General features: G+C 64.8%; 23 protein-coding genes. 6 read left to right on the top strand and 17 right to left on the bottom strand.

Annotated features, from left to right (window positions below):
- Window position 1: 1 nt before the first annotated feature.
- The 3 genes from lptE to Q0030_RS20670 form a co-directional block, all read right to left on the bottom strand.
- A complete protein-coding gene (lptE, locus tag Q0030_RS20680; protein WP_298371078.1) occupies window positions 2-559 on the bottom strand; it encodes an LPS assembly lipoprotein LptE in 558 nt (185 codons plus the stop codon).
- Window positions 546-3188 carry a leucine--tRNA ligase gene (gene leuS, locus Q0030_RS20675; RefSeq protein WP_298371076.1) on the bottom strand — a complete coding sequence of 881 codons (2643 nt, stop codon included), beginning with the start codon at window positions 3186-3188 and terminating at the stop codon, window positions 546-548. Before leuS ends, lptE begins: the two co-directional genes overlap by 14 nt.
- A 347-nt stretch (window positions 3189-3535) precedes the next feature.
- Window positions 3536-5227: a diguanylate cyclase gene (locus tag Q0030_RS20670; RefSeq protein ID WP_298371073.1), complete on the bottom strand. Its 1692-nt coding sequence runs from the start codon at window positions 5225-5227 to the stop codon at window positions 3536-3538.
- Window positions 5228-5336: 109 nt separating this feature from the next.
- On the opposite strand from Q0030_RS20670, the gene Q0030_RS20665 reads away from it, so the two are divergent.
- Entirely contained in the window at window positions 5337-6041 is a 705-nt protein-coding gene (locus Q0030_RS20665) for a YggS family pyridoxal phosphate-dependent enzyme (RefSeq protein WP_298371070.1), read from the top strand.
- Window positions 6042-6187: 146 nt separating this feature from the next.
- Here the strand turns inward: Q0030_RS20665 and Q0030_RS20660 are convergent, their stop codons facing one another.
- Together Q0030_RS20660 and Q0030_RS20655 are read right to left on the bottom strand one after the other, a co-directional pair.
- On the bottom strand, window positions 6188-6973 hold the full coding sequence (locus Q0030_RS20660) for a fumarylacetoacetate hydrolase family protein (RefSeq protein WP_298371068.1): 786 nt from the start codon (window positions 6971-6973) through the stop codon (window positions 6188-6190).
- Between the two features lie 102 nt (window positions 6974-7075).
- Window positions 7076-7615, bottom strand: coding sequence for a L,D-transpeptidase family protein (locus Q0030_RS20655; protein WP_298371065.1), 540 nt, complete (start codon window positions 7613-7615; stop codon window positions 7076-7078).
- 242 nt (window positions 7616-7857) lie between these two features.
- On the opposite strand from Q0030_RS20655, the gene Q0030_RS20650 reads away from it, so the two are divergent.
- Window positions 7858-8544, top strand: coding sequence for a response regulator transcription factor (locus Q0030_RS20650; RefSeq protein WP_016841446.1), 687 nt, complete (start codon window positions 7858-7860; stop codon window positions 8542-8544).
- A gap of 57 nt (window positions 8545-8601) precedes the next feature.
- The gene (locus Q0030_RS20645) at window positions 8602-9042 is read left to right on the top strand and encodes a cyclic nucleotide-binding domain-containing protein (RefSeq protein ID WP_298371062.1); all 441 of its coding nucleotides are present in this window, start codon (window positions 8602-8604) and stop codon (window positions 9040-9042) included.
- A 148-nt stretch (window positions 9043-9190) separates the two neighbouring features.
- On the opposite strand, the gene Q0030_RS20640 is transcribed toward Q0030_RS20645, so the two are convergent.
- From Q0030_RS20640 to Q0030_RS20625, 4 genes are all read right to left on the bottom strand, one after another.
- The gene (locus Q0030_RS20640) at window positions 9191-10006 is read right to left on the bottom strand and encodes an exodeoxyribonuclease III (protein ID WP_298371059.1); all 816 of its coding nucleotides are present in this window, start codon (window positions 10004-10006) and stop codon (window positions 9191-9193) included.
- 157 nt (window positions 10007-10163) lie between these two features.
- On the bottom strand, window positions 10164-10988 hold the full coding sequence (locus Q0030_RS20635) for an outer-membrane lipoprotein carrier protein LolA (protein WP_298371056.1): 825 nt from the start codon (window positions 10986-10988) through the stop codon (window positions 10164-10166).
- Between the two features lie 100 nt (window positions 10989-11088).
- Entirely contained in the window at window positions 11089-13572 is a 2484-nt protein-coding gene (locus Q0030_RS20630) for a DNA translocase FtsK (RefSeq protein WP_298371053.1), read from the bottom strand.
- 16 nt (window positions 13573-13588) lie between these two features.
- Window positions 13589-14815: an aminotransferase class I/II-fold pyridoxal phosphate-dependent enzyme gene (locus tag Q0030_RS20625; RefSeq protein WP_298371051.1), complete on the bottom strand. Its 1227-nt coding sequence runs from the start codon at window positions 14813-14815 to the stop codon at window positions 13589-13591.
- Window positions 14816-14995: 180 nt separating this feature from the next.
- Here Q0030_RS20625 and Q0030_RS20620 point away from each other — a divergent pair, with 180 nt between their 5' ends.
- Together Q0030_RS20620 and Q0030_RS20615 are read left to right on the top strand one after the other, a co-directional pair.
- Window positions 14996-15469 (top strand): NUDIX domain-containing protein, encoded by a 474-nt coding sequence (locus Q0030_RS20620; RefSeq protein ID WP_298371046.1) that lies wholly within the window; start codon window positions 14996-14998, stop codon window positions 15467-15469.
- 144 nt (window positions 15470-15613) lie between these two features.
- Window positions 15614-16387 (top strand): GGDEF domain-containing protein, encoded by a 774-nt coding sequence (locus Q0030_RS20615; protein ID WP_298371043.1) that lies wholly within the window; start codon window positions 15614-15616, stop codon window positions 16385-16387.
- A 140-nt stretch (window positions 16388-16527) separates the two neighbouring features.
- Here Q0030_RS20615 and Q0030_RS20610 read toward each other — a convergent pair whose 3' ends face one another.
- The 8 genes from Q0030_RS20610 to Q0030_RS20575 all read right to left on the bottom strand — a co-directional run bounded on the left by Q0030_RS20610 (window position 16528) and on the right by Q0030_RS20575 (window position 22429).
- The gene (locus tag Q0030_RS20610) at window positions 16528-16932 is read right to left on the bottom strand and encodes a GFA family protein (RefSeq protein ID WP_298371040.1); all 405 of its coding nucleotides are present in this window, start codon (window positions 16930-16932) and stop codon (window positions 16528-16530) included.
- Between the two features lie 230 nt (window positions 16933-17162).
- The gene (locus Q0030_RS20605; protein WP_298371037.1) at window positions 17163-18611 is read right to left on the bottom strand and encodes an ammonium transporter; all 1449 of its coding nucleotides are present in this window, start codon (window positions 18609-18611) and stop codon (window positions 17163-17165) included.
- A gap of 39 nt (window positions 18612-18650) precedes the next feature.
- Window positions 18651-18989, bottom strand: a complete 339-nt coding sequence (locus tag Q0030_RS20600) for a P-II family nitrogen regulator (RefSeq protein WP_029080945.1) — start codon at window positions 18987-18989, stop codon at window positions 18651-18653.
- 316 nt (window positions 18990-19305) lie between these two features.
- Window positions 19306-19908, bottom strand: a complete 603-nt coding sequence (locus Q0030_RS20595; RefSeq protein WP_173639875.1) for an ATP-dependent Clp protease proteolytic subunit — start codon at window positions 19906-19908, stop codon at window positions 19306-19308.
- Window positions 19909-19963: 55 nt separating this feature from the next.
- Window positions 19964-20317, bottom strand: a complete 354-nt coding sequence (locus tag Q0030_RS20590; RefSeq protein ID WP_298371026.1) for a hypothetical protein — start codon at window positions 20315-20317, stop codon at window positions 19964-19966.
- A complete protein-coding gene (locus Q0030_RS20585; RefSeq protein ID WP_092121114.1) occupies window positions 20314-20628 on the bottom strand; it encodes a metalloregulator ArsR/SmtB family transcription factor in 315 nt (104 codons plus the stop codon). The genes Q0030_RS20590 and Q0030_RS20585 overlap by 4 nt, the downstream gene beginning before the upstream one ends.
- 66 nt (window positions 20629-20694) lie before the next feature.
- The gene (locus tag Q0030_RS20580) at window positions 20695-22011 is read right to left on the bottom strand and encodes an ammonium transporter (RefSeq protein ID WP_298371019.1); all 1317 of its coding nucleotides are present in this window, start codon (window positions 22009-22011) and stop codon (window positions 20695-20697) included.
- A 79-nt stretch (window positions 22012-22090) separates the two neighbouring features.
- Window positions 22091-22429, bottom strand: coding sequence for a P-II family nitrogen regulator (locus Q0030_RS20575; protein WP_074128375.1), 339 nt, complete (start codon window positions 22427-22429; stop codon window positions 22091-22093).
- Between the two features lie 283 nt (window positions 22430-22712).
- Between Q0030_RS20575 and Q0030_RS20570 the strand changes: the two genes are divergently transcribed.
- Complete coding sequence (locus tag Q0030_RS20570; protein WP_298371014.1) at window positions 22713-23603, top strand: DUF4339 domain-containing protein; 891 nt, start codon at window positions 22713-22715, stop codon at window positions 23601-23603.
- The last annotated feature ends 1 nt before the right edge of the window (window position 23604 follow it).

Genomic DNA, 23604 nt, shown 5'->3' with positions numbered 1-23604 from the left:
ATCAGGTCCCGGCTGAGAAGAAGGAGGCGAGGCGGGTCTGGATGTTGTCGGCGATCTCCTGCGCGGCGCGGTCCTCGGCGTCGCGGAGGGCGCGGGTCCGGGTGAAGCGCTGGTAGGAGCCCGGCATGTCATAGGACACGCGCGAGAACGTGGTGCCGGTCATGACCGACTTGTTAGAGGCGATCTCGATTAGGTTGAACTGGGCATCGATGCCGTAGTTCTCGCTGGTCGGCAGCGCGGTGGTCGGGTCGATCATCAGCGAGGAGCGGCTGGTATAGAAGCGCAGCACCAGCCGGTGCGTCGGCGGCGCGCCGGTGGCGGTGCCGTAGAGCTTGAAGGCCAGCGCGTTGCGGACCTCGACGCCGACCCGGGCCTCGCGGGACGCGTTCGCCTTGTCGACCGGCGGAACCTCGACCCCCATCAGCTTTTCGCGCAAGGCGGACGACTGACCGTCGAGCGTGCGCTCGGCATACATCGGCTGGAAGCAACCGGCCGTCAGCGCGGCCAAGGCTGCCACGGCCACGAGCCGGGCGGCGATCCTGATCCTAGCCGACAACATTGACGATCCTCATGGGCACCACGATCACCTTGCGGACGGGTTTGCCGCCCAGTGCGGCTTTTACCGCATCGAGCGCCAAAACGGCAGCCTCTATATCCGCATTTTGCGCCGCCCGTGGCACGGTAACATCACCTCGTTTTTTACCGTTGACCTGGACGACCAGGGTCACGCTGTCTTCGACCAGCAAATCGCGTTCGATTTGCGGCCAATCGGCCTCGGAAACCAGCCCGGACTGGCCCAGAACCACCCAGCACTCCTCGGCCAGATGCGGCATCATCGGCGAGAACAGCTGAACCAGGATGGTCGCGGCTTCCTTGACGGCCCAGGCGACGTCCGGCGCCGGCTTGTCACCCTTCGCCAGCACCTCGGCCAGCGCATTGGCGAATTCGCGGATATGGGCGAGGCAGACGTTGAAATGCAGCCGCTCGATCCCGGACGACACCTTGTCGAGCGCGCCATGGGCGGCCTTGCGCAACGCCAGCGCCTCGGGCCCAAAGGTGCCCGGCCGGGCCGCCGGCGCAGCTTTGGCGATCTCGGCCGATTCGTTCACCAGCCGCCACAGCCGCTGCACGAAGCGCGAGGCGCCCTGCACGCGCTCGTCGCTCCAGATCACGTCGCGGTCCGGCGGCGAGTCCGACAGCATGAACCAGCGCGCGACGTCAGCGCCGTAGCTCGCGATGATGTCGTCGGGGTCGACGGTGTTCTTCTTCGACTTCGACATCTTCTCGATCGGGCCGATTGCGATGTCCTCGCCGGTCGCCAGCAGCACCGCGCGGCGGCCGTTGCCGCCGACCTCGATCTTCACCTCGGCCGGCATGACCCAGCTGCCGTCGGCCTTCTGGTAGGTCTCGTGCACCACCATGCCTTGGGTGAACATGCCGGCGAACGGCTCGCTCATGTCGATGTGGCCGGTGGCTTTCATCGCGCGGGTGAAGAAGCGGCTGTAGAGCAGATGCAGGATCGCGTGCTCGACGCCGCCGATATACTGGTCGACCGGCATCATCCGGTTGGCGACCGCGGGCGTGGTCGGCGCGGTCTCGTTCCATGGGTCAGTGAAGCGCGCGAAGTACCAGGACGAGTCCACGAAGGTGTCCATCGTGTCGGTCTCGCGCACCGCCTTGCCGCCGCACTTCGGACAGTTGACGTGCTTCCAGGTCGGGTGATGGTCGAGCGCGTTGCCCGGTCTGTCGAAGCTGACATCCTCCGGCAGCGTCACCGGCAGCTGGTCGTCGGGCACCGGCACCACGTCGCAGGTCGGACAGTGGATCACCGGGATCGGGCAGCCCCAATAGCGCTGGCGCGAAATGCCCCAGTCGCGCAGACGGAAGTTCACCTGCCGCTCGCCGACCGGCGCCAACCTTCCTTCTCCAGGCAAGGCGCGCAGCTCGCTCTCCAAGCGCTTCGCAACCTCTTCCTTCGCCGCGTCGATCGTCATGCCGTCGAGGAAGCGCGAATTGATCATGCGGCCGTCACCGTCATAGGCGGTGTCGGTGATGAAAAACGTCTTCGGGTCCTGGCCCTCGGGGCAGACCACCGGCACGTTGCCGAGGCCGTATTTGTTGACGAAGTCGAGGTCGCGCTGGTCGTGTGCCGGGCAGCCGAAGATCGCGCCGGTGCCGTATTCCATCAGCACGAAGTTCGCGACATAGATCGGCAGCTTCCAGCTCGGATCGAACGGATGCACCGCCTTGATGCCGGTGTCGAAACCCTGCTTCTCGGCGGTGTCGATGATCGACTGCGCGGTGCCGATCTTCTTGATGTCGGCGATGAACTCGGCGAGCTTTGGATTCTTTGCCGCAGCGGCTACCGCCAGCGGATGGTCCGCCGAGATCGCCATGAATTTTGCGCCGAACAGCGTGTCCGGCCGCGTGGTGAAGATCTTCAGCTCGTTTTCGCCCGCCGGCGTGGTCGCCGGATCCAGCACGAAGCGGATCAACAGGCCCTCGGAGCGCCCGATCCAGTTGCGCTGCATCAGCCGCACCTTGTCGGGCCAGCGGTCGAGACCGTCCAGCTCCTCCAGCAGCTCCTGCGAGTACTTCGTGATCTTGAAGACCCACTGGCTCATCTCGCGCTGTTCGACAACGGCGCCCGAGCGCCAGCCGCGGCCGTCGATCACCTGCTCGTTGGCGAGCACGGTCATGTCGACCGGATCCCAGTTCAGCTTGCGCTTCTCGCGCTCGGCGAGGCCGGCGCGCAGCATGTCCAGGAACATCTTCTGCTGATGCTTGTAGTAGCTGGGATCGCAGGTCGCGAACTCCCGGCTCCAGTCGAGCGACAGCCCGATCGACTTGAGCTGCTTCTTCATCGCGGCGATGTTGTCGTAGGTCCAGGCCTTCGGCGCCACCTTGCGCTCGATCGCGGCGTTCTCCGCTGGCAGGCCGAACGCATCCCAGCCCATCGGATGCAGCACGTTGAAGCCCTTGGCGCGCATGAAGCGGGCCAGCACGTCGCCGAGCGTGTAGTTGCGGACATGGCCGATATGGATGCGCCCCGACGGGTACGGGAACATCTCGAGCACGTAATATTTCGGCCGCGGATCGTCGTTCTTGGAGGCGAAGATCGCCTTTTCGTCCCAGGTGGCTTGCCAGCGGGGTTCGGATTCACGGGCGTTGTAGCGTTCGGCGGTCATGAAATCGCAGGGATTCTGGGTGGCTTGGGTGATTTTCGGGTCCCGTTCGGGGACGGCGGACTAGGCCACAAAAGCGCCTGCGGGGTCAACGGCTTGGGGGCCGCCAAAGGCCCGATCCGGTCGCGCAGCCGCCCTGCGCCATCGCAGGGGGCGCCGCCCTCAGCCTCCTCCGTCGTCCTGGCGAAAGCCAGGACCCATAACCACAGGGTTCTGTTGGCATAACGGACCGTGGCCCCAGCTCTCCGCAATCATGACCAGCGGGGGTAATGGGTCCTGGCCTTCGCCAGGACGACACCTGAACGTGTGGCGTCGCCGGTGGTCATAGTTCCGCGTCCTCGCGACGCCGCTCAACTCGCCAGCGCCATCCCGGCTTCATCCAGCGTCTGCAGGAACCCGTGCTCGATCACGGCATTCCTACCGCGGCGTTTGGCGGCGTAGAGGGCGGCATCCGCAGCTTCGATCAGGTCGCCGGGGCGCTGGGTCTCGTTCGGCTTGGTCGTGGCGACGCCGACGCTGACGGTGACGATGCAATGGCTCGAGGGGGCGTGCGGCACGGCGAGGCCGAGCACTGCGGTGCGCACGGTCTCGCCGATTGCGAGCGCATGCGCGGCATCGGTGTTCGGCAGCAACAAACAAAATTCCTCGCCACCATAGCGGCCGGCAAAGCCCATGGTGTCGGCGGCGATCCCGGCCAGCGTCTCGCCGATCCGGGTCAGGCAGACGTCGCCTTCGGGATGGCCGTAGGTGTCGTTGTAGAGCTTGAAGTGATCGACATCGATCATCATCAGCGACAGCTCGCATTCATATTGCTGCGCCCGCATCCACTCGAAATCGAGCCGGCTCTGGAAGCCGCGGCGGTTGGCAAGGCCCGACAGCGCATCGATCGAAGCCATCACGGTGAGGCGGTCGTTGGACGCCACGAGTTCGCGCTCGCGCTGGCTGAGCTGCGCCGCCATTGCGTTGAAGGCGCGCGCCAGCGGCACGAATTCCGCCGGCAGCTTGTGCTTGGCGACGCGCGCGGTCCAGTCACCCTCGCCGAAGCGCCGCGCCATGCTGGTCATCAGCTCGATCGGATGGATGACGAGCCGCTCCGCGCCGACCAGGGCACCAAGCAGCACAAAAAGGCAGACGAAGCCTAGCTGCAGATAGGCGGTGCGGATCTCGCGGCTGATCGCCGCCGTCACCTTGGCCTCATCCATGCTCACGATCAGGCGGGATTGCGTTCCGGCGATGCGGGCGAAGCTCAGCGTGCGCTGCGCGCCGTCGGAGGCCGTGAACGACACCGAGCCTGATGGCTCGTCATAGCTCAGCGCCTTCTCCGCAATTGCGGACATCAAGGGGATGGTGTCGAGCGAGCGGCCAATCAGGCTTGCATGATCGGTGGGCGCGGCCACCACGACGCCGGTCGAGTCGACCAGCACGGCCGACATGCCGGGCTGGCCGCCGAGATTGGCCATGATCTGCGACAGCCAGTCGATGTTGATGCCGGCAACGACGATGGAGTCGAGCTCCGGATTGATCGCGGCCACCGGATAGGCGGCCATCATCATCGGGCGGCCATTGGTCCTGCCGCGCAGATAGTCGCTGAACACGAAGCCGCGGTTGTCCTGCGCCTTCTTGAAATATTCGCGGTCGCCGAGATTGAGCCCGACCTGACTGTTGAGCGTGGAACACTGCACCAGCCCGTCCCTGGAGACGAACATGATGCTGCGGATCCAGGGCAGGATCGTCGGCAGGCTGGCGCGCAGCACCTCGCAGCTCTGCCCGATGCCGCCGGAGGCGCGGATATAGGCGGCCGATTTCAGCATGGTCTCGACCGAGGAGACCACCTCGCGCTGGGTTTCGGCGGCATGCGCGGTGAGATTGGCATAGCCTGCTGCGGCCTGCGCGATCTGCGTTGAGCGGAAATTCTCCAGCGTGCGCACGCGATCGAGCATCAAGGGCGCGACCAGCATCAACGCAAGCAAGGCGAGCCGGGCACGAATGCCCAGAACCTTCTTGAGTTTGACCCGGTTGCGGTTGAAAGTGACGCCCGACATTCTGGTCCCTTGCCCGGGCGCAAGGTAGAGTGAAGGGCTTCAAAAAGCCTTTCCCGAATTTGGTAAAATTCGAGCCAACCCCCCGCGTCTGTCAGAGAACGGCACAAGCATGACACAAAGCCCGACCGCGCCGCTATCGGCTGATTCACCACGCGGCCTCGCCGCCGTGGAGCAGGAGATCGCGCACGCCTGCAAGGAAGCGCGGCGCGACCGCGCCTCGGTGACCTTGATCGCGGTGTCAAAGACTTTTGCGGCCGACGCAATTTTGCCGATTATTCGCGCCGGACAGCGCGTATTTGGCGAAAACCGCGTGCAGGAAGCCAAGGGTAAGTGGCCGGAATTAATCCAGGCTCATCCGGGCCTGCAGCTGCATCTGATCGGACCGTTGCAGTCGAACAAGGCCAAGGAGGCGGTCGCGCTGTTCGACGCGATCCATTCGGTCGACCGCGCCAGCATTTGCGAAGCGTTAGCCAAGGAAATCAAAAATCAAGGCAAGCATCCGGAGCTGTTCGTCCAGATCAATACCGGCGAGGAGCCGCAGAAGGCCGGCGTCGCGCCACGGGACGCCGGTACCTTCATCGCGGCATGTCGCGACACCTATGGCCTGCAGATTTCAGGGCTGATGTGCATCCCGCCGGTCGACCAGGCGCCGGCACCGCATTTCGCGCTCTGCGCCAAGATCGCCGCGCGCAACGGGCTAAAGAATCTGTCGATGGGCATGAGCGCGGATTTCGCGGTGGCGATCCAGATGGGCGCGACCCATGTGCGGGTAGGTTCGGCGATCTTCGGGACGCGGACGGTGGCGCACAACTAACTGTCGTCCCTGCGAAAGCAGGAACCCATTACTCCGCGGCCATCGCAAAGGGCACGCGGTTCGATCGGTGCACAACAACTGACTTCGGTGGTTATGGGTCCCTGCTTTCGCAGGGACGACGTTGGTGTGTGCGGTGAGCGCGCAGCCTACGCGAACTTCACCGACACTTTTCCGATCGCGCCGAAATCGGCCGCGAACACATCGCCGGCCTGAATCGGCAGCGGCGGATGGCAGGTACCGGTGGTGACGACCTCCCCTGCCCGCAAGGTCAGCCCGAGCGCACGCAGTTCGTTGGCGCACCAGGCGAGTGCCACACGGGGATCGCCGAGCACATTCTTGCCGTGGCCGATGTAGCGTTCGCCGCGCAGCGTGATGGTCGGACGCTCCTCGACCAGATCGATCGCGCGCCAGTCGGCCGATGTTGCAGGTCCGAGCACGAACAGATGCGCGCAGGCGTTGTCGGCGATCAGCTGGGCCTCGCCGGCGGATGTGAAATCGGTGAAGCGCGAATCCGGAATCTCGATTGCGGGATGCAGCGTGCCGACCGCATCGAGCACTTCCCTTACACTGTACGGTGTCGCGCGCGGCGCGAGATCACGCGCGATGCGGAAGGCGTATTCCGGCTCGCCGACGCGCATCTCGTTGCCCTTCATCGATGCGGTGCCGCCATCCGCGATCAATGTTTCGGCGAGGATGCGCCCGGCCAGCGGGCCTGCGACATTGATGTGTTTCTGGCCGGCTTCGCTGGTCGCCGCGATCTTCCAGCCGAACAGTCTTTCGCGCGACGTCTTTTCCAGCTGGGCCTGCACCGCGTAACCCTCGGCGCGGTCGCGCGGCCGCATCGTGCTGTCGAGCGCAGCGAGTTTTGTTCCCGCGTGCCAGTGATCGTGCAGGACTTTGGCGGCGGCGGCGATCTGGTTGTTGTCGAGCATGCGTTTTCGTCCCCGCGGGAATTTTCTGCGTTGCGCACGATCTCAGCACAAGCGCGTCGCGTTTGTCGCGTGGGAAAACCGATGCTCAGCTATTCCAGAACTTTACCCGATGATGATCCTGGTCTGCGGCGACATCCGTCGCAGCAGCCGCAGCATCGACGCCTTGGTCATCGAGATGCAGCCCGCGGTCGGCCCGAAATTCGGCCGCGCCAAATGCAGGAACACGGCGCTGCCGCGGCCGGCGATGCGCGGCGCGGCGTTGTGATCGATCTCGACAATGAAGTCGTAGAGGTGATCCTCGCGCGTCAGGCGGTCGCCCCCCTGCTCCCGGTCGAGCCGGATCGGCTGGTTGTAATGGCGATCGGCCGGGTCCTCGCACCAGGCGTCTTCGCGGCGGATCGGCCGGGCCGGCAGGAAGGTTACGGGACGCCGGTGCCGGTCGGCACGCCACCAGAGCTGCCTGGGATGGAATATGCCGCGCGGCGTGCCGCCGTCGCCTTCGCGCTTGTTGGCGAGGATTCCGCCGCGTCCGAGCGCCACCGGAACGGTCCAGCCATCGGCGGTCAGCCAGCCCCGGCGCGGATCGCCGGCGGCGCTGCGGACCTCGATGGCGGAGAGCGGGCGATCACGTTTCGCTGTCATATAAGTGATTGAAATAGCTGATCTTCCTTTAAGAATCGTTCAAAACTGAACTTGCCTTGGAAGCCCCAAACATTCTATCTCCCGGCATTACAGGACATTCACGTCCTGCCCCGCCGGATTTGAGGTAGACTGCGTTGCCTTGTGAATCGGTAACGATGGCCTACCTGAGGACGTATCTAGCCGATGCTACGGCCATAAGCGTCCCCCGCTTCTGACCGCCCCGCCCCCGAAGGATTGTACCTATGGCCAATGCCCGCAAGATCTTGATCGTGGATGACGATACCGATCTGCGCGATACGCTGGTCGAGCAGCTGTCCCTGCACGAGGAATTCGAAGCCTCGGCAGTCGACACCGGCGCCAAGGGCGCCACTGCCGCCAAAGCCAATTCCCCCGATCTGGTCCTGATGGATGTCGGCCTGCCCGACACCGACGGCCGCGAAGTGGTCCGCAGCCTGCGCAAGGGCGGCTTCAAGGCCCCGATCATCATGCTGACCGGCCATGATACCGATTCCGACACCATCCTTGGCCTCGAAAGCGGCGCCAACGACTATGTGGCGAAGCCGTTCCGCTTCGCGGTGCTGCTGGCCCGGATCCGGGCGCAGCTGCGCCAGCACGAGGCCAGCGAGGACGCCGTGTTCTCGGTCGGCCCCTACTCGTTCCGGCCCGGTTCGAAGATGCTCACCGGCGCCAATGCCCGCAAAGTGCGGCTGACCGAGAAGGAAACCGCGATCCTGCGCTTCCTCTACCGCGCCGGCCAGATGCCGGTGTCGCGCGAGACCCTGCTCCAGGAAGTCTGGGGCTACAACTCCGGCGTCACCACCCACACGCTGGAAACCCACATCTACCGCCTCCGCCAGAAGATCGAGAAGGACGCCGCCAACCCGGAAATCCTGGTGACGGAAGCCGGTGGCTACAAGCTGGTGCCGTGATACGCTTCGCGCTCAACGATTCGTGAAATCGAGGCGCACCGCGGTTACCGGCCCTGAATGTCGATCGATGATGACGTAGCCCTGCTTGAGCGGGTTCCGACGATGCGTCTGTTGGGCGACAGCTCCTTGCGCATGCTGGCGATCGGCTCCGAGCAACGTGACTTCAACGCAGGCGAGGTGCTGTTCAATGTCGGCGATGCCGCCGACGCCGGCTATGTCGTGCAGCGCGGCACGTTCCGGGTCGAGGAAGGCGGCGCCGAGATCATCGCCGGTCCCGGCGCGCTGATCGGCGAGCTCGCATTGATCGTCGCGATGAAACGGCCCTCGACCGCGACCGCGCTGGAGCGCGGCTCGGTGATCCGCGTCGCGCGCAGCCTGTTCCAGCGCGTGCTGGAAAGCGATCCGGCCGCGGCCCGCCGGCTGCGCGACGAGCTCGCGCTGCGCACCAGCCAGCTGGCGAGCGATATTTTGATCGCGGGCGGGAAGCTGAGCACGTAGCCGCTGTCGTCCCGGACAAGCGAGCATCGCGAGCGCGATCCGGAACCCATACGCCGCGGCCTCTCTTTAGGCACGCGGGTCGACGGCTTTGCCAGTTTCGGAGCGCTGTGGTTATGGGTCCCCGCGTTCGCGGGAACGACAGCGCGAACTAAACCTCCATCACCGCCGTGACAGGCACATGATCCGACGGCCGCTCCCAGCTGCGGGCGTCGCGGGTGATCTTGAAGTCGCTGACCTGATCCTTCAGCGCGCGCGAGACCCAGATGTGATCGAGCCTGCGGCCGCGGTCGCCGACGGTCCAGTCCGCGGCGCGATAGCTCCACCAAGTGTAGACCTTTTCCGACATCGGAATCCGCTCGCGCGCGACGTCGAACCACTCGCCATGCGCCTGCGCTGCGAGCAGCTTCTCGGTCTCGACCGGCGTGTGCGAGACCACCTTTAACAGCTGCTTATGCGACCACACGTCGTGCTCATGCGGCGCGACGTTGAGGTCGCCGACCAGGATGTGGCGGTCGTCGCCGCGCGGGTGCAGCGGCTCGCAAGCCTTCATCTCGTCGAGGAATTGCAGCTTGTGCTCGAATTTCGGATTGAGCGCGGGATCGGGAATGTCGCCGCCGGCCGGCACGTAGAAATTATGCAGCACCAGCGGCTTTGAGAGCTGCGCCTTCTCGCCGAAGGAAACCGAAATGTGCCGTGAGTCGATCTTGTCGCAGAACGTCCTGATGTCGGTGGTCTCGAACGGCAGGCGCGAGACGATGGCGACGCCGTGATAGCCCTTCTGCCCGTTCAGCGCGACGTGCTCATAGCCGAGCCGCTTGAAGCGCTTGGCCGGAAACGCATCGTCGATGCATTTGGTCTCCTGCAGGCACAGCACATCCGGCCGCGCGCTCTTCAGGAATTTGGCGACGATGTCGATGCGCAGGCGCACCGAGTTGATGTTCCAGGTGGTGACGGAGAACCGCATGCGAGGTGCGTCTTAGCACGGTTCGCGGTGCGCGTTAGCGCTTTGTCCACAAGCAAGCACTTGTAGGATGGGTAGAGCGAAGCGAAACCCATCACCTCGCCGCGCGGATCGAAGTCGATGGGTTTCGCTGCGCTCTACCCATCCTACGGCATCTCGCTTAGCCCGGCGAAGAACCCGGATAGGTCGTGAAGTCGATCTTGAACAGCCCCGGATCGGGCTTCTGCGTCGCGTCGAGATTATAGACCGCAACCGTCGTGTCGTAGCCCTGCGGATCGGTGACGGTCCACTGCTTGAGCTTGCCGTCCTTGGCCCCGATCATCAGCAGGAAGCGGCTGGTGCCGACCAGCGCCTGCTTCTCCTCGATCGTGATGCTGACGAACACGTCGTCGGCGGTGACGCTGACGACGTTGGTGTCCTTCATCAGGTCGATGCGGTCCGACAGCAGATAGCGCAGCGGGGTCTGCGACAGCGGATAGACGTCCTGGGTGGCGAGCCTGCGATCGCGCACCGCAACCGACGAGCCGTCGGCGATCACCTCGATGGTGCTCGGATTGTCATATTCGAAGCGCAGCTTGCCGGGCTTCTGGATGTAGAAATCGCCCTTGGTCTTGGTGCCGTCGGGACCGACCTGGACGAAATTCCCGACCAGCGTCTGCAGCGACGACAGATAGGCCGAGACCTTGGCGGCCTGCGCCTTCTGGCTGGCGTCGAAGGTCTGGAAGATGTTGGCCGGCACGTTGCGGCGCGGATCGGGAATCACCGGCTCCGGCGGTGCCTGGGTGGCGCCGGTGGTTGCCGGGCCCTTGTCCGCGTTGCTCTGCGCGCCGGCGTCCTTGGCCTTGGGCGCAGCCTTCGGTCCCGCGTTGGCTGCGGGTTTCGGCGTCGCCGGCGCGTTCTGCGCAGTCGCGCCGCCGGCGATCGCGGCGGTGACGAGAAGAGCCAGCGCAGTGCGCGCGCCGCGGTCAATGAGATGTTTTGCCATCAGATATGTCAGGTCTCTGTTCGACGCTCGTCCCGCTTCGCCGGATTTTATCCCGCCTCTTCCGAGGGAGATATGGTTTTTCCGTGATGATCGCCCCCGATCAGAACTGGCCTTCTTCCTCCCCGACCAGGATTTCGCGCTTTCCGGCGTGATTCGCCGGGCCGACGATGCCCTCAAGTTCCATCCGCTCCATCAGCGAGGCCGCGCGGTTATAGCCGATCTGCAGCCGGCGCTGGATGTAGGAGGTCGACGCCTTGCGGTCGCGCTTGACGATCGCAACCGCCTGCGTGAACAGATCGCCGCCGCCGTCGCCACCCATGCCGGTGGCATCGAACACGGCGCCGTCCTCGTCGGTCGGCTCTTCCGCGGTGACGGCTTCGAGATATTCCGGCTGGCCCTGCGTCTTCAGGTGACGCACCACCTTCTCGACTTCCTCGTCGGATGCGAACGGGCCGTGCACGCGACTGATGCGGCCGCCGCCCGCCATGTAGAGCATGTCGCCCTGGCCGAGCAGCTGCTCGGCGCCCATCTCGCCGAGGATGGTGCGGCTGTCGATCTTCGAGGTCACCTGGAAGGCGATGCGGGTCGGGAAGTTGGCCTTGATCGTGCCGGTGATGACGTCGACCGACGGACGCTGCGTGGCGAGGATCACATGCAGGCCTGCGGCGCGTGCCATCTGCGCGAGGCGCTGCACCGCGCCTTCGATGTCCTTGCCGGCGACCATCATCAGGTCGGCCATTTCGTCGACGATGATGACGATGTAGGGCAGCGGCTCGAGGTCGAGCTTCTCTTCCTCGTAGATCGCCTTGCCGCTCTCCTTGTCGAAACCGGTGTGCACGGTGCGCGTCAGCTCTTCGCCCTTGCCCTTGGCTTCGACCAGGCGCGCATTGTAGCCGTCGATGTTGCGCACGCCGAGCTTGGCCATCCGCTTGTAGCGCTCTTCCATCTCGCGCACGGCCCATTTCAGCGCGACCACGGCTTTCTTCGGGTCGGTGACGACGGGCGTCAGCAGATGCGGGATGCCGTCATAGACGGAGAGTTCGAGCATCTTCGGGTCGACCATGATCAGGCGGCACTGATCCGGGCGCAGCCGGTAGACCAGGCTCAGGATCATGGTGTTGATCGCGACCGATTTGCCGGAGCCGGTGGTGCCGGCGATCAGCATATGCGGCGTGCGCGCGAGATCGATGATCACGGGGTCGCCGCCGATCGTCTTGCCGAGGCACAGCGGCAGCTTCGCAACCGAATCGATGCTTTCCTTGGCGACAAGCAGCTCGCGCAGATAGACCTTCTCGCGATGCGCGTTCGGCAGCTCGATGCCGATCGCGTTGCGGCCGGCGACCACGGCGACACGCGCTGACAGCGCGCTCATCGAGCGGGCGATGTCGTCGGACAATCCGATCACCCGCGACGACTTGATGCCGGGCGCGGGCTCCAGTTCGTACAGCGTGACCACCGGGCCAGGGTTGGCCTTGACGATCTCGCCGCGCACGCCGAAGTCCTGCAGCACGCCTTCCAATGCACGCGAATTGGTTTCGAGCTCGGCCTTGCTCAGCGGCTGGCGATCGCTCGCCTTCGGCGCACTGAGCACGGAGACTGACGGCAGCTCGAACTTGTCGGAGTTCCTCTTCTTCGGCTTCGGCTCGGCCTTCTTGCGCGGGGCGCGGGCGACGGGAGCTTCCTCCTCGTCATCCTCTTCTTCCTCGTCGTCGAAAGCCTCGGTCTCGTCTTCGTCCTCGTCATGGTCGTCGGCCGCGGGCGCGATCGAGGGCGCCGAGCGGCCGCCGCCGATATTGGGCTCCTGACGCTCGAACGCGGGGGTGCGGCCCTGCGCTCCGCTCGACACCAGCGATTTATAGGCCGTGGTGAACAGCCAGCCGAGTCGTGCCTTCGCGCTCATCAGCGCGTGGAACAGCCAGCCCAGCGAGACCGAGCTACGGTCGTTATCCTCGTCCTCGACGAACGGCTCGTCGTCATCCGATATCGGCGTCAGCTCCTCATCCTGTTCCTTGGCGCCCCAACCGCAGGCGAACAGGAAGCTAGCTGCCATCGCGACAAACAGGATCAGGCCGAGCACGACGCGATAGATGAAGCCGGGCGGCCCGAACACGACGGCCGGCGTGCGCAGCAGCGCGTCGCCGACCACGCCGCCGAGCCCGGTCGGCAGCGGCCATGACGTATTGTGCGGCCAGCAGCTGGCGAAGCCCGCCGCGATCACCGTGCACAGGATCCAGCAGCCGAGCCGCAACGCCTCGCGGTCGAACGGACGATGCGTCAGCATCCGCCAGCCCCACACCGCGACCGGCAGCAGCAGCATGATGGCGCCGAGGCCGAGAATCTGCATCAAGAGGTCGGCGCCGATCGCGCCGGGATAGCCGAGCACGTTGCGGATCGCGCGTGAGGTTGCATGGCTCAGCGACGGATCCTGCACCGACCAGGTCATCAGCGCCGCGGTGACGGCGCCCGAGAGCGCGATCAGGCCGAGCCCGGTGAGTTCGCGCAGCCGTCGCGCCAGCGCCTCGCGCAACGAGAGCGGCAGATGGCCGACCAGGGGGATGACACGTTCGATCGCTGGCATACTCAATCTTCGCGCTTCGCGATTAACCCAGGGTTTCGACCAGGCGATGCATCGCCTCGGCCGTTGATTCACTGTCGGAGACCAGCGCAAGGCGGATATAGCCCGCGCCCGGATTGGAACCGTCGTTCTGCGCGCGCGCCAGGTAGCTGCCCGGAATCACGCGAACGCCGGCGTCGCGATAGAGCTTGACGGTCACCGCCTCGTCGCTGCCGCGGTCGGAGACGTCGAGCCAGACGCAGAAGCCGCCAGCGGGACGCTTGTAGCCGTAGCGGCTACCGAGGATCTGGTCGGCGAAATCGAACTTGATGCGATAGAGCCTGCGGTTCTCCTCGACATGCGCCTCGTCGCTGTAGGCGGCGACCGCGACATGCTGCAGCGGCACCGGCACCTGCGGCGCGGCGACATTGCGCAGCTCGAGGAATGCGGCAAGAAACTTGCGGTCGCCGGCGGCGAAGCCGACCCGCATGCCCGGCAGGTTCGAGCGCTTCGACAGCGACTGGAACGCCACGACATTTCTGTAGTCGGGCCCGGCGCATTCCAGCATGCTGCCTGGCGCCTCGCGGGTGTAGATCTCCGAGTAGCATTCGTCGGAGAGGATCATGAAGCCGAACCGGTCGGCGAGCTCTTTCAGCCGCGCGAAATAGGCGCGCGAGGCGACCGAGCCTTGCGGATTGGCAGGCGAGGCGATGAAGAACGCGACGGTGCGGGCCCAAGTCGCCTCGTCGATCGCATCAAGGTCAGGCAGGAAACCGTTCGCGAGCGTGGTCGGCAGATGGATTTGCTCGCAGCCGGCCGCGCGGGCGCCGGCGCCATAGGCCGGATAGAACGGATTCGGCATCAGGATCGCCGGCCGGCCCTTGCGTGGGGCAACGTGGCGCGCGGCTGTGATCGCCGCGAAGAACAGCCCCTCGCGGCTGCCGTTCAGCACCAGCACCTCGCTCTCCGGATCGACCGGACGCGGCAACTGGAACCGGCTCGATAGCCAGGTCGCGACGGCGCGGCGGAACGGCTCGATGCCCTTGGCCATCGGGTAGCGGCCGAACTCGGCGGTGTGTTTCGCCAGCACCGGTCCGACGAAGTCAGGCACGGGATGCTGCGGCTCGCCGACAGATAGTGTAATCAAGGGCTTAGCCGGCTGGTACGGGGCCAGCAGTTCGGTGGTTCGCACAAATGGGGAGCGCTCGGCCTGGCCGGCGGATGTGGCATCGGCGGCGCCCTGCGCCACGCCGGATGAGGCGGTCATTGCCATGGTTGAAAAGCCAGCACTTTCACTGCGGTCGGAGGGGTGGGGGAGCCGACCGTAAACCGATCAAATCACCATAGATAGGGCGAGGTTAAGACGCGATTAACCATCGGCGGCGCGACACGTTTGGCCGCCGCGTGATATCAGCGGTCCCCTCAAAAAACCGCGTCAAAATTGCTCCGAGCCATGATCCACCGCCGCGCCGTCAGGGCGCTCATCATCACGGGTGAACGCGAAGTCCTGCTGATGCGGATTCGCCCGCCGCATGGCGGCGGCTGTTTCTGGATCGCACCCGGCGGCGGTATCGAGGGAGACGAGACGCCGGAAGTAACGCTGCAGCGGGAATTGGCCGAGGAATTGGGGCTGATTGATTTCGAGCCCGGTCCCGCGGTCTGGTGGCGCCATCATATCTTCAACTGGGGCGGCCGGCGGATCTCCCAAAAGGAAGAATACCGGATCGTTCACGCGGATCGATTCGATCCTGTGATGGCAGACGAGGCGGAGGCGAAGGTGCTCGATTGCTTCCGCTGGTGGCTGATCGCCGATCTCTCCAGGACGAACGAGCGCCTCACGCCGCTGTCGCTGGCTGGTATCCTTGAAAGCTATTTGCGCGACGGCGCGCCAAGCGAGTTGCCGGACGAGGAAGTCCTGGTCGACTGACAGCACTTGCTGGTCATTGCCACGCATTCGAGTGATCCGCTTTACCCGCCATTAAGGCCAGCGCGCGCGTCACGAGTTCCTTCAGCAATTGGCAACACAGCGCGACCGAATGATCCCGCGGATTGCGAGGATTTGCAGACGGACATGGCCATCAGGATCGAGACACGCGGCGATGTTCTGCGCCGCACCGGCAAGGTGATGGTCACTGCCGCCGGCATGACCGCGGTGATGTCGTTCACCATCGGCATGCTGGTGTTCGGCGGCGATCTGGCCGCGCCGATCACAGTCGGCCAGATGCAGCTGTTCGGGCTCACCGCCGGCGTCTTCATTTCGATCGCGCTCAGCGGCGCGATGTCCTTTCGCGCCGGCATGCTGATGCTGGAGCTCGCGCATACCCGCCGCGAGCTCGCCCAGATCTCGCAGACCGACCAGCTGACCGGCCTGTTGAACCGGCGTGGCTTCGACACTGAGGCCGCCGCGGCGCTCGACCAGGCGCAGGCGGACGGCGCGTCGGTGGCGGTGCTGATGTGCGACATCGACCATTTCAAATCGATCAACGACCGCTACGGTCATGAGATCGGCGACAAGGTGCTGGTCGAGATCGCCGACGTGCTGCGCCAGTTCGCGATCCGGCACGGCGCGCTGGTCGCCCGCTACGGCGGCGAGGAATTCGCAGCCGTCGTGACCGGCCTGAGCCACGAGCAGGCGGCGCACGGCGCCGAGGAAATCCGCCGCGATTGCGCGGCGCGCACCATCCTCGACGGCGTGACCCTTCTGCCGGTGACAATCAGTATCGGCTTCACCTTGAAGGACTCCGGCTTCGATCTCGGCAACCTGATGCGAACCGCCGACCAGGCGCTCTACGCCGCCAAGCGCCACGGCCGCGATCGCGTCGAGCACGCGCGCGACGCGGCGTGAGCTTGTCGCGCGTCTTGGCGCGCCGGCAGTTCCCCCGTAGCCCGGATGAAGCGAAGCGAAATCCGGGGGCGGTCTTTCCCGCGGCGACACCGTTCCCGGATTGCGCTGCGCTTCATCCGGGCTACGCAGGTGATGTGGGTCTACCGCGCCGGCAGCTTCTCGAACGACGGCTTGCCCTCGGGCACATGGTGGAAGGTCTGCTTGTCGCAGGTGTAGATCGTCATCTGCGGGGTGAACACACTGGGGTCGTCGAGCGTGCCGACCTTCAGGATGGTGGCGGGCAGGCCGGGCACCTTGGTTACGAGATGCGTGCCGCATTCTGGGCAGAATTCCCGCGTCACCGCGCGCTCGAGATCCTTCCGGGTGAACTGCTTGGGTTGGCTGGCGGTGTATTTGAAGCCGGTGGTCGGCATCGCCATGAACATGTTCGGTCCGCCGCCGGTGATGTACTGGCATTCGCGGCATAGGCATTGCGCCGCCATCATCGGTTCGCCTTCGGCCTCATAGCGCACGTTGCCGCAATAGCATCTGCCTTGCACCTTCATGACGTCCTCCCGCTTTTGTTCGCTGTAGCCTGCCGTTCCACAATGACAGGCAATTCCGACAATATTTTCTCAACCCGCAGAAAAAAGAAAGGGGCTCCAACTTGCGCTGGAGCCCCTCAACGGTCCGGACATTGCCGGGTATGTGCCCGGACCGTAGTTCTGGGAACGACCGCTTGGGGAGGTCGCGCCCCGGGAGAACCCAAATTAACGGCCCTCAAGGGCCGTTAATTTTACATGTTGTAGGCGCGCTCCGTGTGCTCGGTGATGTCGAGGCCTTCACGCTCGGTCTCGACGTTGGCACGCAGGCCGACGATCACGTCCACGATCTTGTAGAGGATCGCCGAGCCGATGCCCGACCACACCAGCGTGGTGCAGACGCCCCAGACCTGCGAGGTCATCTGCGCCACGAAGTCGTAATCGGCAACCTTCGGCGGGATCGCGGTGTAGTCGATGATGCCGGCACCACCGAGCGCCGGGTTGACCAGGATGCCGGTGCCGAGCGCGCCGATGATGCCGCCGACGCAGTGGACGCCGAACACGTCGAGCGAGTCGTCATAGCCGAGCGCGTTCTTCACGACCGTGCAGAAGAACAGGCAGACCACGCCGACCACGAGGCCGAGCACGATGGCACCCATCGGACCGGCGTAGCCGGCCGCAGGCGTCACCGCGACGAGGCCCGCGACCGCGCCCGAGAGCGCGCCGAGCAACGAGGGATGGCCCTTGATGATCCATTCCGCGAACATCCAGGCCAGCGCCGCCGCGGCCGTGGCCACGAAGGAGTTGGTCATGGCGAGCGCAGCGCCGCCATTGGCTTCGAGGTTCGAACCAGCGTTGAAGCCGAACCAGCCGACCCAGAGCAGCGAGGCGCCGATCATGGTCATGGTCAGCGAGTGCGGAGCCATCAGCTCCTTGCCGTAGCCGGTGCGCTTGCCGATCAGGAGCGCGCCGACGAGGCCGGCGATGCCCGCGTTGATGTGCACGACGGTGCCGCCGGCGAAGTCGATCGCACCCTTCTTGAAGATCCAGCCGGCGTCGGCGTTGATCGCGTCGAGCTTGGCCTGCGCCGCGGTCTTGGCCGCACCGTCAGCCGCAGCAGCGAGCGCCTTGGCGGCATCCTGGATCGCGTCCGGGCCCGGCCAGTACCAGACCATGTGCGCGATCGGGAAGTAGATCACGGTCACCCAGATCGGGATGAACAGCGCGATCGCCGCGAACTTCATGCGCTCGGCAAAGGCGCCGACGATGAGGGCCGGCGTGATCGCCGCGAAGGTCATCTGGAAGCACATATAGACGAGCTCCGAGATGTTGGCGTCGACCGAGAAGGTCGCGGCCTTGGAGTCCGGCGTGACGCCCATCAGGAAGGCCTTGGAGAAGCCGCCGATGAAGTCGGACCCGCCGGTGAAGGCGAGGCTGTAGCCGTAGAGAGCCCAGAGCACGGTGACGATGCAGACCGTGTAGAACACCTGCGCCAGCACCGAGAGCATGTTCTTGGAGCGGACGAGGCCGCCATAGAACAGCGCGAGGCCGGGGATGGTCATCAACAGCACCAGCACCGTCGATGTCAGCATCCAGGCGTTGTCGCCCTTGTTGACGGTTGGCTCGGCGTAGGCGGCGGTTGCGGCAAAGAGGCCGACTGCGAGGGCCGCCAGTCCCGCGCCATAGGGACGCTTGAACGTCATGTTATTTCACTCCTGAGGTCTTAAAGGTTGAGCGCGAAATCAGAGGGCCGCGGCATCGGCCTCGCCGGTGCGGATGCGCACGGCGTGCTCGAGGCTGATGACGAAGATCTTGCCGTCGCCGATCTGTCCGGTCTTGGCTGCGGAGGTGATGGCGTCGATGGTCTTGTCGACCTGATCGGAGGCGACTGCGACCTCGATCTTGATCTTGGGCAGGAAGCTCACCGCATATTCGGCGCCGCGATAGATTTCCGTGTGGCCCTTCTGACGGCCGTAGCCCTTGACTTCCGTCACCGTGAGACCGTGAACGCCAATGGCGGTCAGGGCGTCACGGACCTCTTCCAGCTTGAATGGCTTAATGATCGCCATAACAATTTTCATGAGTCCTATCCCCGCTTGGGCCCGGTGCGAACGAACACCGGGAGTTTCGACTGAGGTTCACCACGCGGAAGACATCCACTACGCGGGCACAGCCGGGACCCTTAGAATCAAATGCCGTGCCAAACGGCTCGGGTTCGCTAATGGATTATGAATCCGGACCTTTTCCCGCATTGCGGGAGCAAGCTGCTGCTGCGCTATTCCGTCGCGCCTAAAATCTAATCAGATTGGCCTAATTCATGAGCAAGCCAGGGTCTGGACACAATTCTGCTCAGCCGCGGTGCAGGTGCCGGTATTCAGATAAAGTAATGCCGGGCCATTAGGCGGCGTCGCGGGCCGCGAAAACCCTGTCGATCAGTCCCCATTCGAGCGCCTGCTCCGCGGACATGAAGTGATCGCGGTCCAGCGTCCGTTCCACGTCCGCCTCGGTGCGCCGGCAATGCTGCGCGTAAAGCCGGATGATGCGCCGCTTGGTCGCCTGCATCTCGGCGGCATGGATCTGGATGTCGGAGGCCTGGCCCTGGAAGCCGCCGAGCGGCTGATGCACGTGGAGGCTGGCATTCGGAAGCGCGGCGCGGTGACCGGGCTCGCCGGCCATCAGCAGGAACGATCCCATGGACCGCGCGGTGCCCATGCACAGCGTGTGCACCGGTGCCTTGATGAACTGCATGGTGTCGTACATTGCAAGCCCGCTAGTGATCACGCCGCCATAGGAGTTGATGTAGAGGTTGATCGGCTTGTTCGGGTTGTCAGCCTCGAGGAACAGAAGCTGGGCGCAGACCAGTCCGGACATCGCATCATTGACCTCGCCGTTGAGGAAGATGATGCGTTCGCGCAGCAGCCTGGAATAAATGTCGAAGGACCGCTCGCCGCGGGACGACTGCTCGACGACCATAGGGACGAGTTGCATCATGTCGCGCATCGGCGACCTCCATGTCTGCAGGTGACGAAGTCTCAACGGGTGATGAAGTCTGCGATCAGGCCGCGCGCATCAGGGTGCGGCTGTTGCAGTTGGCCGCTCGCGGCTGGTTTGCGCGCTGGCCACAGGCTTCCTGGATGATGCGAAACCGGGTGCCGCCGGCCTCGTTCGGTTCGATCCGGAAGGTGACATGACTCTCGCGGAACGGCGGCTCGGAATCGCGGAGCCGGTAACGCACCTCTTCGCCTGCGACCGATGATAGGGGTTCAGCGCCCGCGAGATCGCAATCCGGAAGCCAGCGCTCGCGCAGGGCTGGAATGGTGACGGCGCGCCATACTTTCTCGGGCGGTGCGTCGAGGTCGTATTCGATCACCAGAGCTGCGTCGGCGTCAGGCTCAACCGTGTCGCTCATTGATCCATGTCCTTCAAGAGGTCGGAGAGCGCCTCGATGCGCTTCGGCCAATAGGCGCGGTAGCGGGCGAGCCAGGTCCCGATGCTGGCGATTCCGTCCGGGTCGACTTCATAGTTGACGAAGCGGCCCTGCCGCTGCTCGCGCACCAGCCCTGCCGCGCGCAGCACTGCCAGATGCTGCGACATTGCCGGCTGGCTGATCTCAAGCCCGTCGCGCAAGGCACTGGCGTTCAGGCTGCCGCCGGCCAGCTTCTCAAAGACCCTGCGGCGGGTCGGATCGGCCAGTGCCTTGAAGATATCGGTGTCGACCATGCCAACACATAAGCACACACTTATGTGTTGCGCAAGCCTGAACCATTTAAGGCTCGAACGGTGGTCCTACTGCAACGCCTCGCCGTGCTGCGAGATGTCGAGACCCTCCAGCTCCTGCTGCATCGAGACGCGCAGCGGGACGAAGGCGCTGACCAGCTTGAGCAGCACGAAGGTGACACCGCCGCACCAGACCAGCGTGATCACGACGCCGTAGAGCTGGATCAGGAGTTGCCCCGGATTGCCCTCCAGCAGGCCGGAGGTGCCGCCGATCGCCGCGGTGGCGAAAACGCCCGCGAGCAGCGTGCCGGTCAGGCCGCCGATGCCGTGTACGCCGAACACGTCGAGCGAGTCGTCATACTGGAAGCGATGCTTCAGCCAGGTACAGGCCCAGAAACAGACCAGGCCGGCAATGATGCCGATGATGATGCCGTGCCACGGCGCGACGAAACCCGATGCCGGGGTGATGGTGCCGAGCCCTGCGACCGCGCCCGAGATCATGCCGAGCACTGACGGCTTGCGGCGCGTCGCCCATTCGATCGCGCCCCAGGTCAGCGCGCCGGCGCAGGCCGCAAGATGAGTAGCGGTGATCGCCATCACCGCGCGCGAATTGGCAGCCAGCGCCGAGCCGCCATTGAAGCCGAACCAGCCGACCCAGAGCAGGCCGGTGCCGACCACGGCGAGCGACAGATCGAACGGCGACAGATTGTCATGGCCGTAGCCGTGCCGGTTCCCCATCACCTTGGCCGCGACCAGGCCGCTGATTCCGGCGGACAGATGCACGACGAGGCCGCCGGCGAAATCCATCACGCCCATCGAGGCGAGGAAGCCGCCGCCCCACACCCAATGCGCCAGCGGCACGTAGGCGAAGATGAACCAGCCGATCGAGAACAGCACATAGGCGGAGAACCGCATGCGGTCGGCGACCGAGCCGGCAACCAACGCCACCGTGATGATCGCAAACGTCATCTGGTACAGCATGAACAGCGCCTCCGGGATGGTCTTTGCCGCCGGATTGACGCTGTCCATCGTGATGCCGGCCAGGAACCAGCTGTCGAGCGAGCCGAGCCAAGGACCGTTGCCGACGAAGGTCAGCGAATAGCCGAAGACGACCCAGAGGATCGAAATGATCGCAACGGCGGTGAGGCTCTGCGCCATCGTCGCCAGCACGTTCTTCTTGCGCACCATGCCGGAGTAGAACAGTGCGAGCCCCGGGATCGTCATCATCAGCACCAGCGCGGTGGCGACGATCATCCAGGCGGTGTCGGCGGGGTTGACGCCGGAGGCGCTAGAGTCTTGCGCGAAAGCCGCCGTGCCCCACGAGAGCAGGATTGCAGCAGTGATCGGCGCAGCTGATATCGCTGCACGAAGAGCTCGTGCCCCCATCATCATTCCCCGGCGTGTCGTCGTTTCTTGGTGTGGATTTCGGCGTGCACCGGCGTCGTTGCCGGCGGTGATCTCGAATTTAGAGCGCGTCGTTGTCGGTCTCGCCGGTGCGGATGCGCAGGGCGTGGTCGATCGGCGTCACGAAGATCTTGCCGTCGCCGATCTGGCCGGTGCGGGCGTGCTCGGTGATGACGCTGACTGCCTTTTCGGCGAGCTCGGTGTCGACGGCGATCTCGATCCTGAGCTTGGGCAGGAAATTCACGACATATTCGGCGCCGCGATAGATCTCGGTGTGGCCCTTCTGGCGGCCATAGCCCTTCACCTCGGTCACCGTCATGCCGTGAACGCCGATCGCGGTCAGGGCCTGGCGTACCTCATCGAGCTTGAACGGTTTGATGATCGCGACGACGAGTTTCATGGTCAGGCTTTCATTTCCTTGAGGTTTTCCGTGTGCGCCCGTCCCCGGAGCCGCAACTTGCCGTCTCTGGAGCGGCAACTTGCCGCCGCCAAATCTGGCAGCTTTCCGGGCAAATGGCACAAAAAAGTTGCAGGTTGAAGGGGAAAACGTGCGCAGCGCGTGAACTCCGTCACTGTACGGGACGACAACCGTCGGCCAGAATATGGCTTTCCCGCCCCGGCCAGCGCTCCCGCTGGCTCATTCTCGCCACAGCGCGTGCACCCGCGCCCCGAGGAACAAGAAAATGTCGAATCGAAACTGGTTTTATGCATCTGAAGGCCAGCAGAAGGGCCCCCTGCCTGAAGCTCAGCTCCGCGACCTGATCACCCGTGGCATGGTGGGCGCCGATACCCTGGTGTGGACCGAGGGCATGGCCGGCTGGCAGAAGGCCGGGGAGATTCCGGGCCTTGTTCCGAGCGCCGGTGCGCCGCCGGCGTTTCCGCAGGCCGGCGGGCCGCCGCCGGTCGCCGCATCGGCAAGCTATAGTGGCGGCGCGCTGTCGGCCGACTTCCCGATCTGGGGCCTGTTCGGACGCAGCGTGCTGATGTTCATCGGCCAGATTTTCGTCATCCCGGCGCCGTGGACCGCGACCGGCCTGTATCGTTTTGCGATTCCCTATATCCGCGTGCCGGGCCGGCCGCATCTCGGCTTCACCGGGCAGCCGCTCGACATCTGGTACGTCTTCATCGTGCTCGGCCTGCTGACCTATGCCGGAGCGGCCAACAGCAACATCGTCACGCTGCTCTCGTTGCTGTTGCAGGCTTTCCTGAGCTGGATGATCGTGCGCTGGATCTTCGGCCGCCTCAGCTCGAGCGGCCAGGAGCTGCCGATCTCGTTCACGGGCAGCCCGCTCGTCTATATCGGCTGGTATTTGCTGATGGTGATCTCGGCCATCACCATCGTCGGCTGGGCCTGGGTGATGACCGCATGGCTGCGCTGGATCTGCCGCAACGTCGAGGGCACGCGCCGCGAGGTCAACTTCAACGCGTCCGGGCTCGAGGTGCTGTGGCGAACCATCGTGTTCACCATCGGCTGCGGATTCCTGATCCCGATTCCGTGGGTGCTGCGCTGGTACGCCAACTGGTTCATCTCGCAATTCGCGCTGACCGAGCGCGGCGACTACGCCAACGCCTGAG

The organism is uncultured Bradyrhizobium sp., from assembly GCF_947648125.1.
In the GTDB taxonomy this organism is placed as follows: Bacteria; Pseudomonadota; Alphaproteobacteria; order Rhizobiales; family Xanthobacteraceae; genus Bradyrhizobium.
The sequence above is the reverse complement of the archived record's forward strand: the minus strand, read 5'-3'. Positions and strand labels throughout refer to the sequence as shown.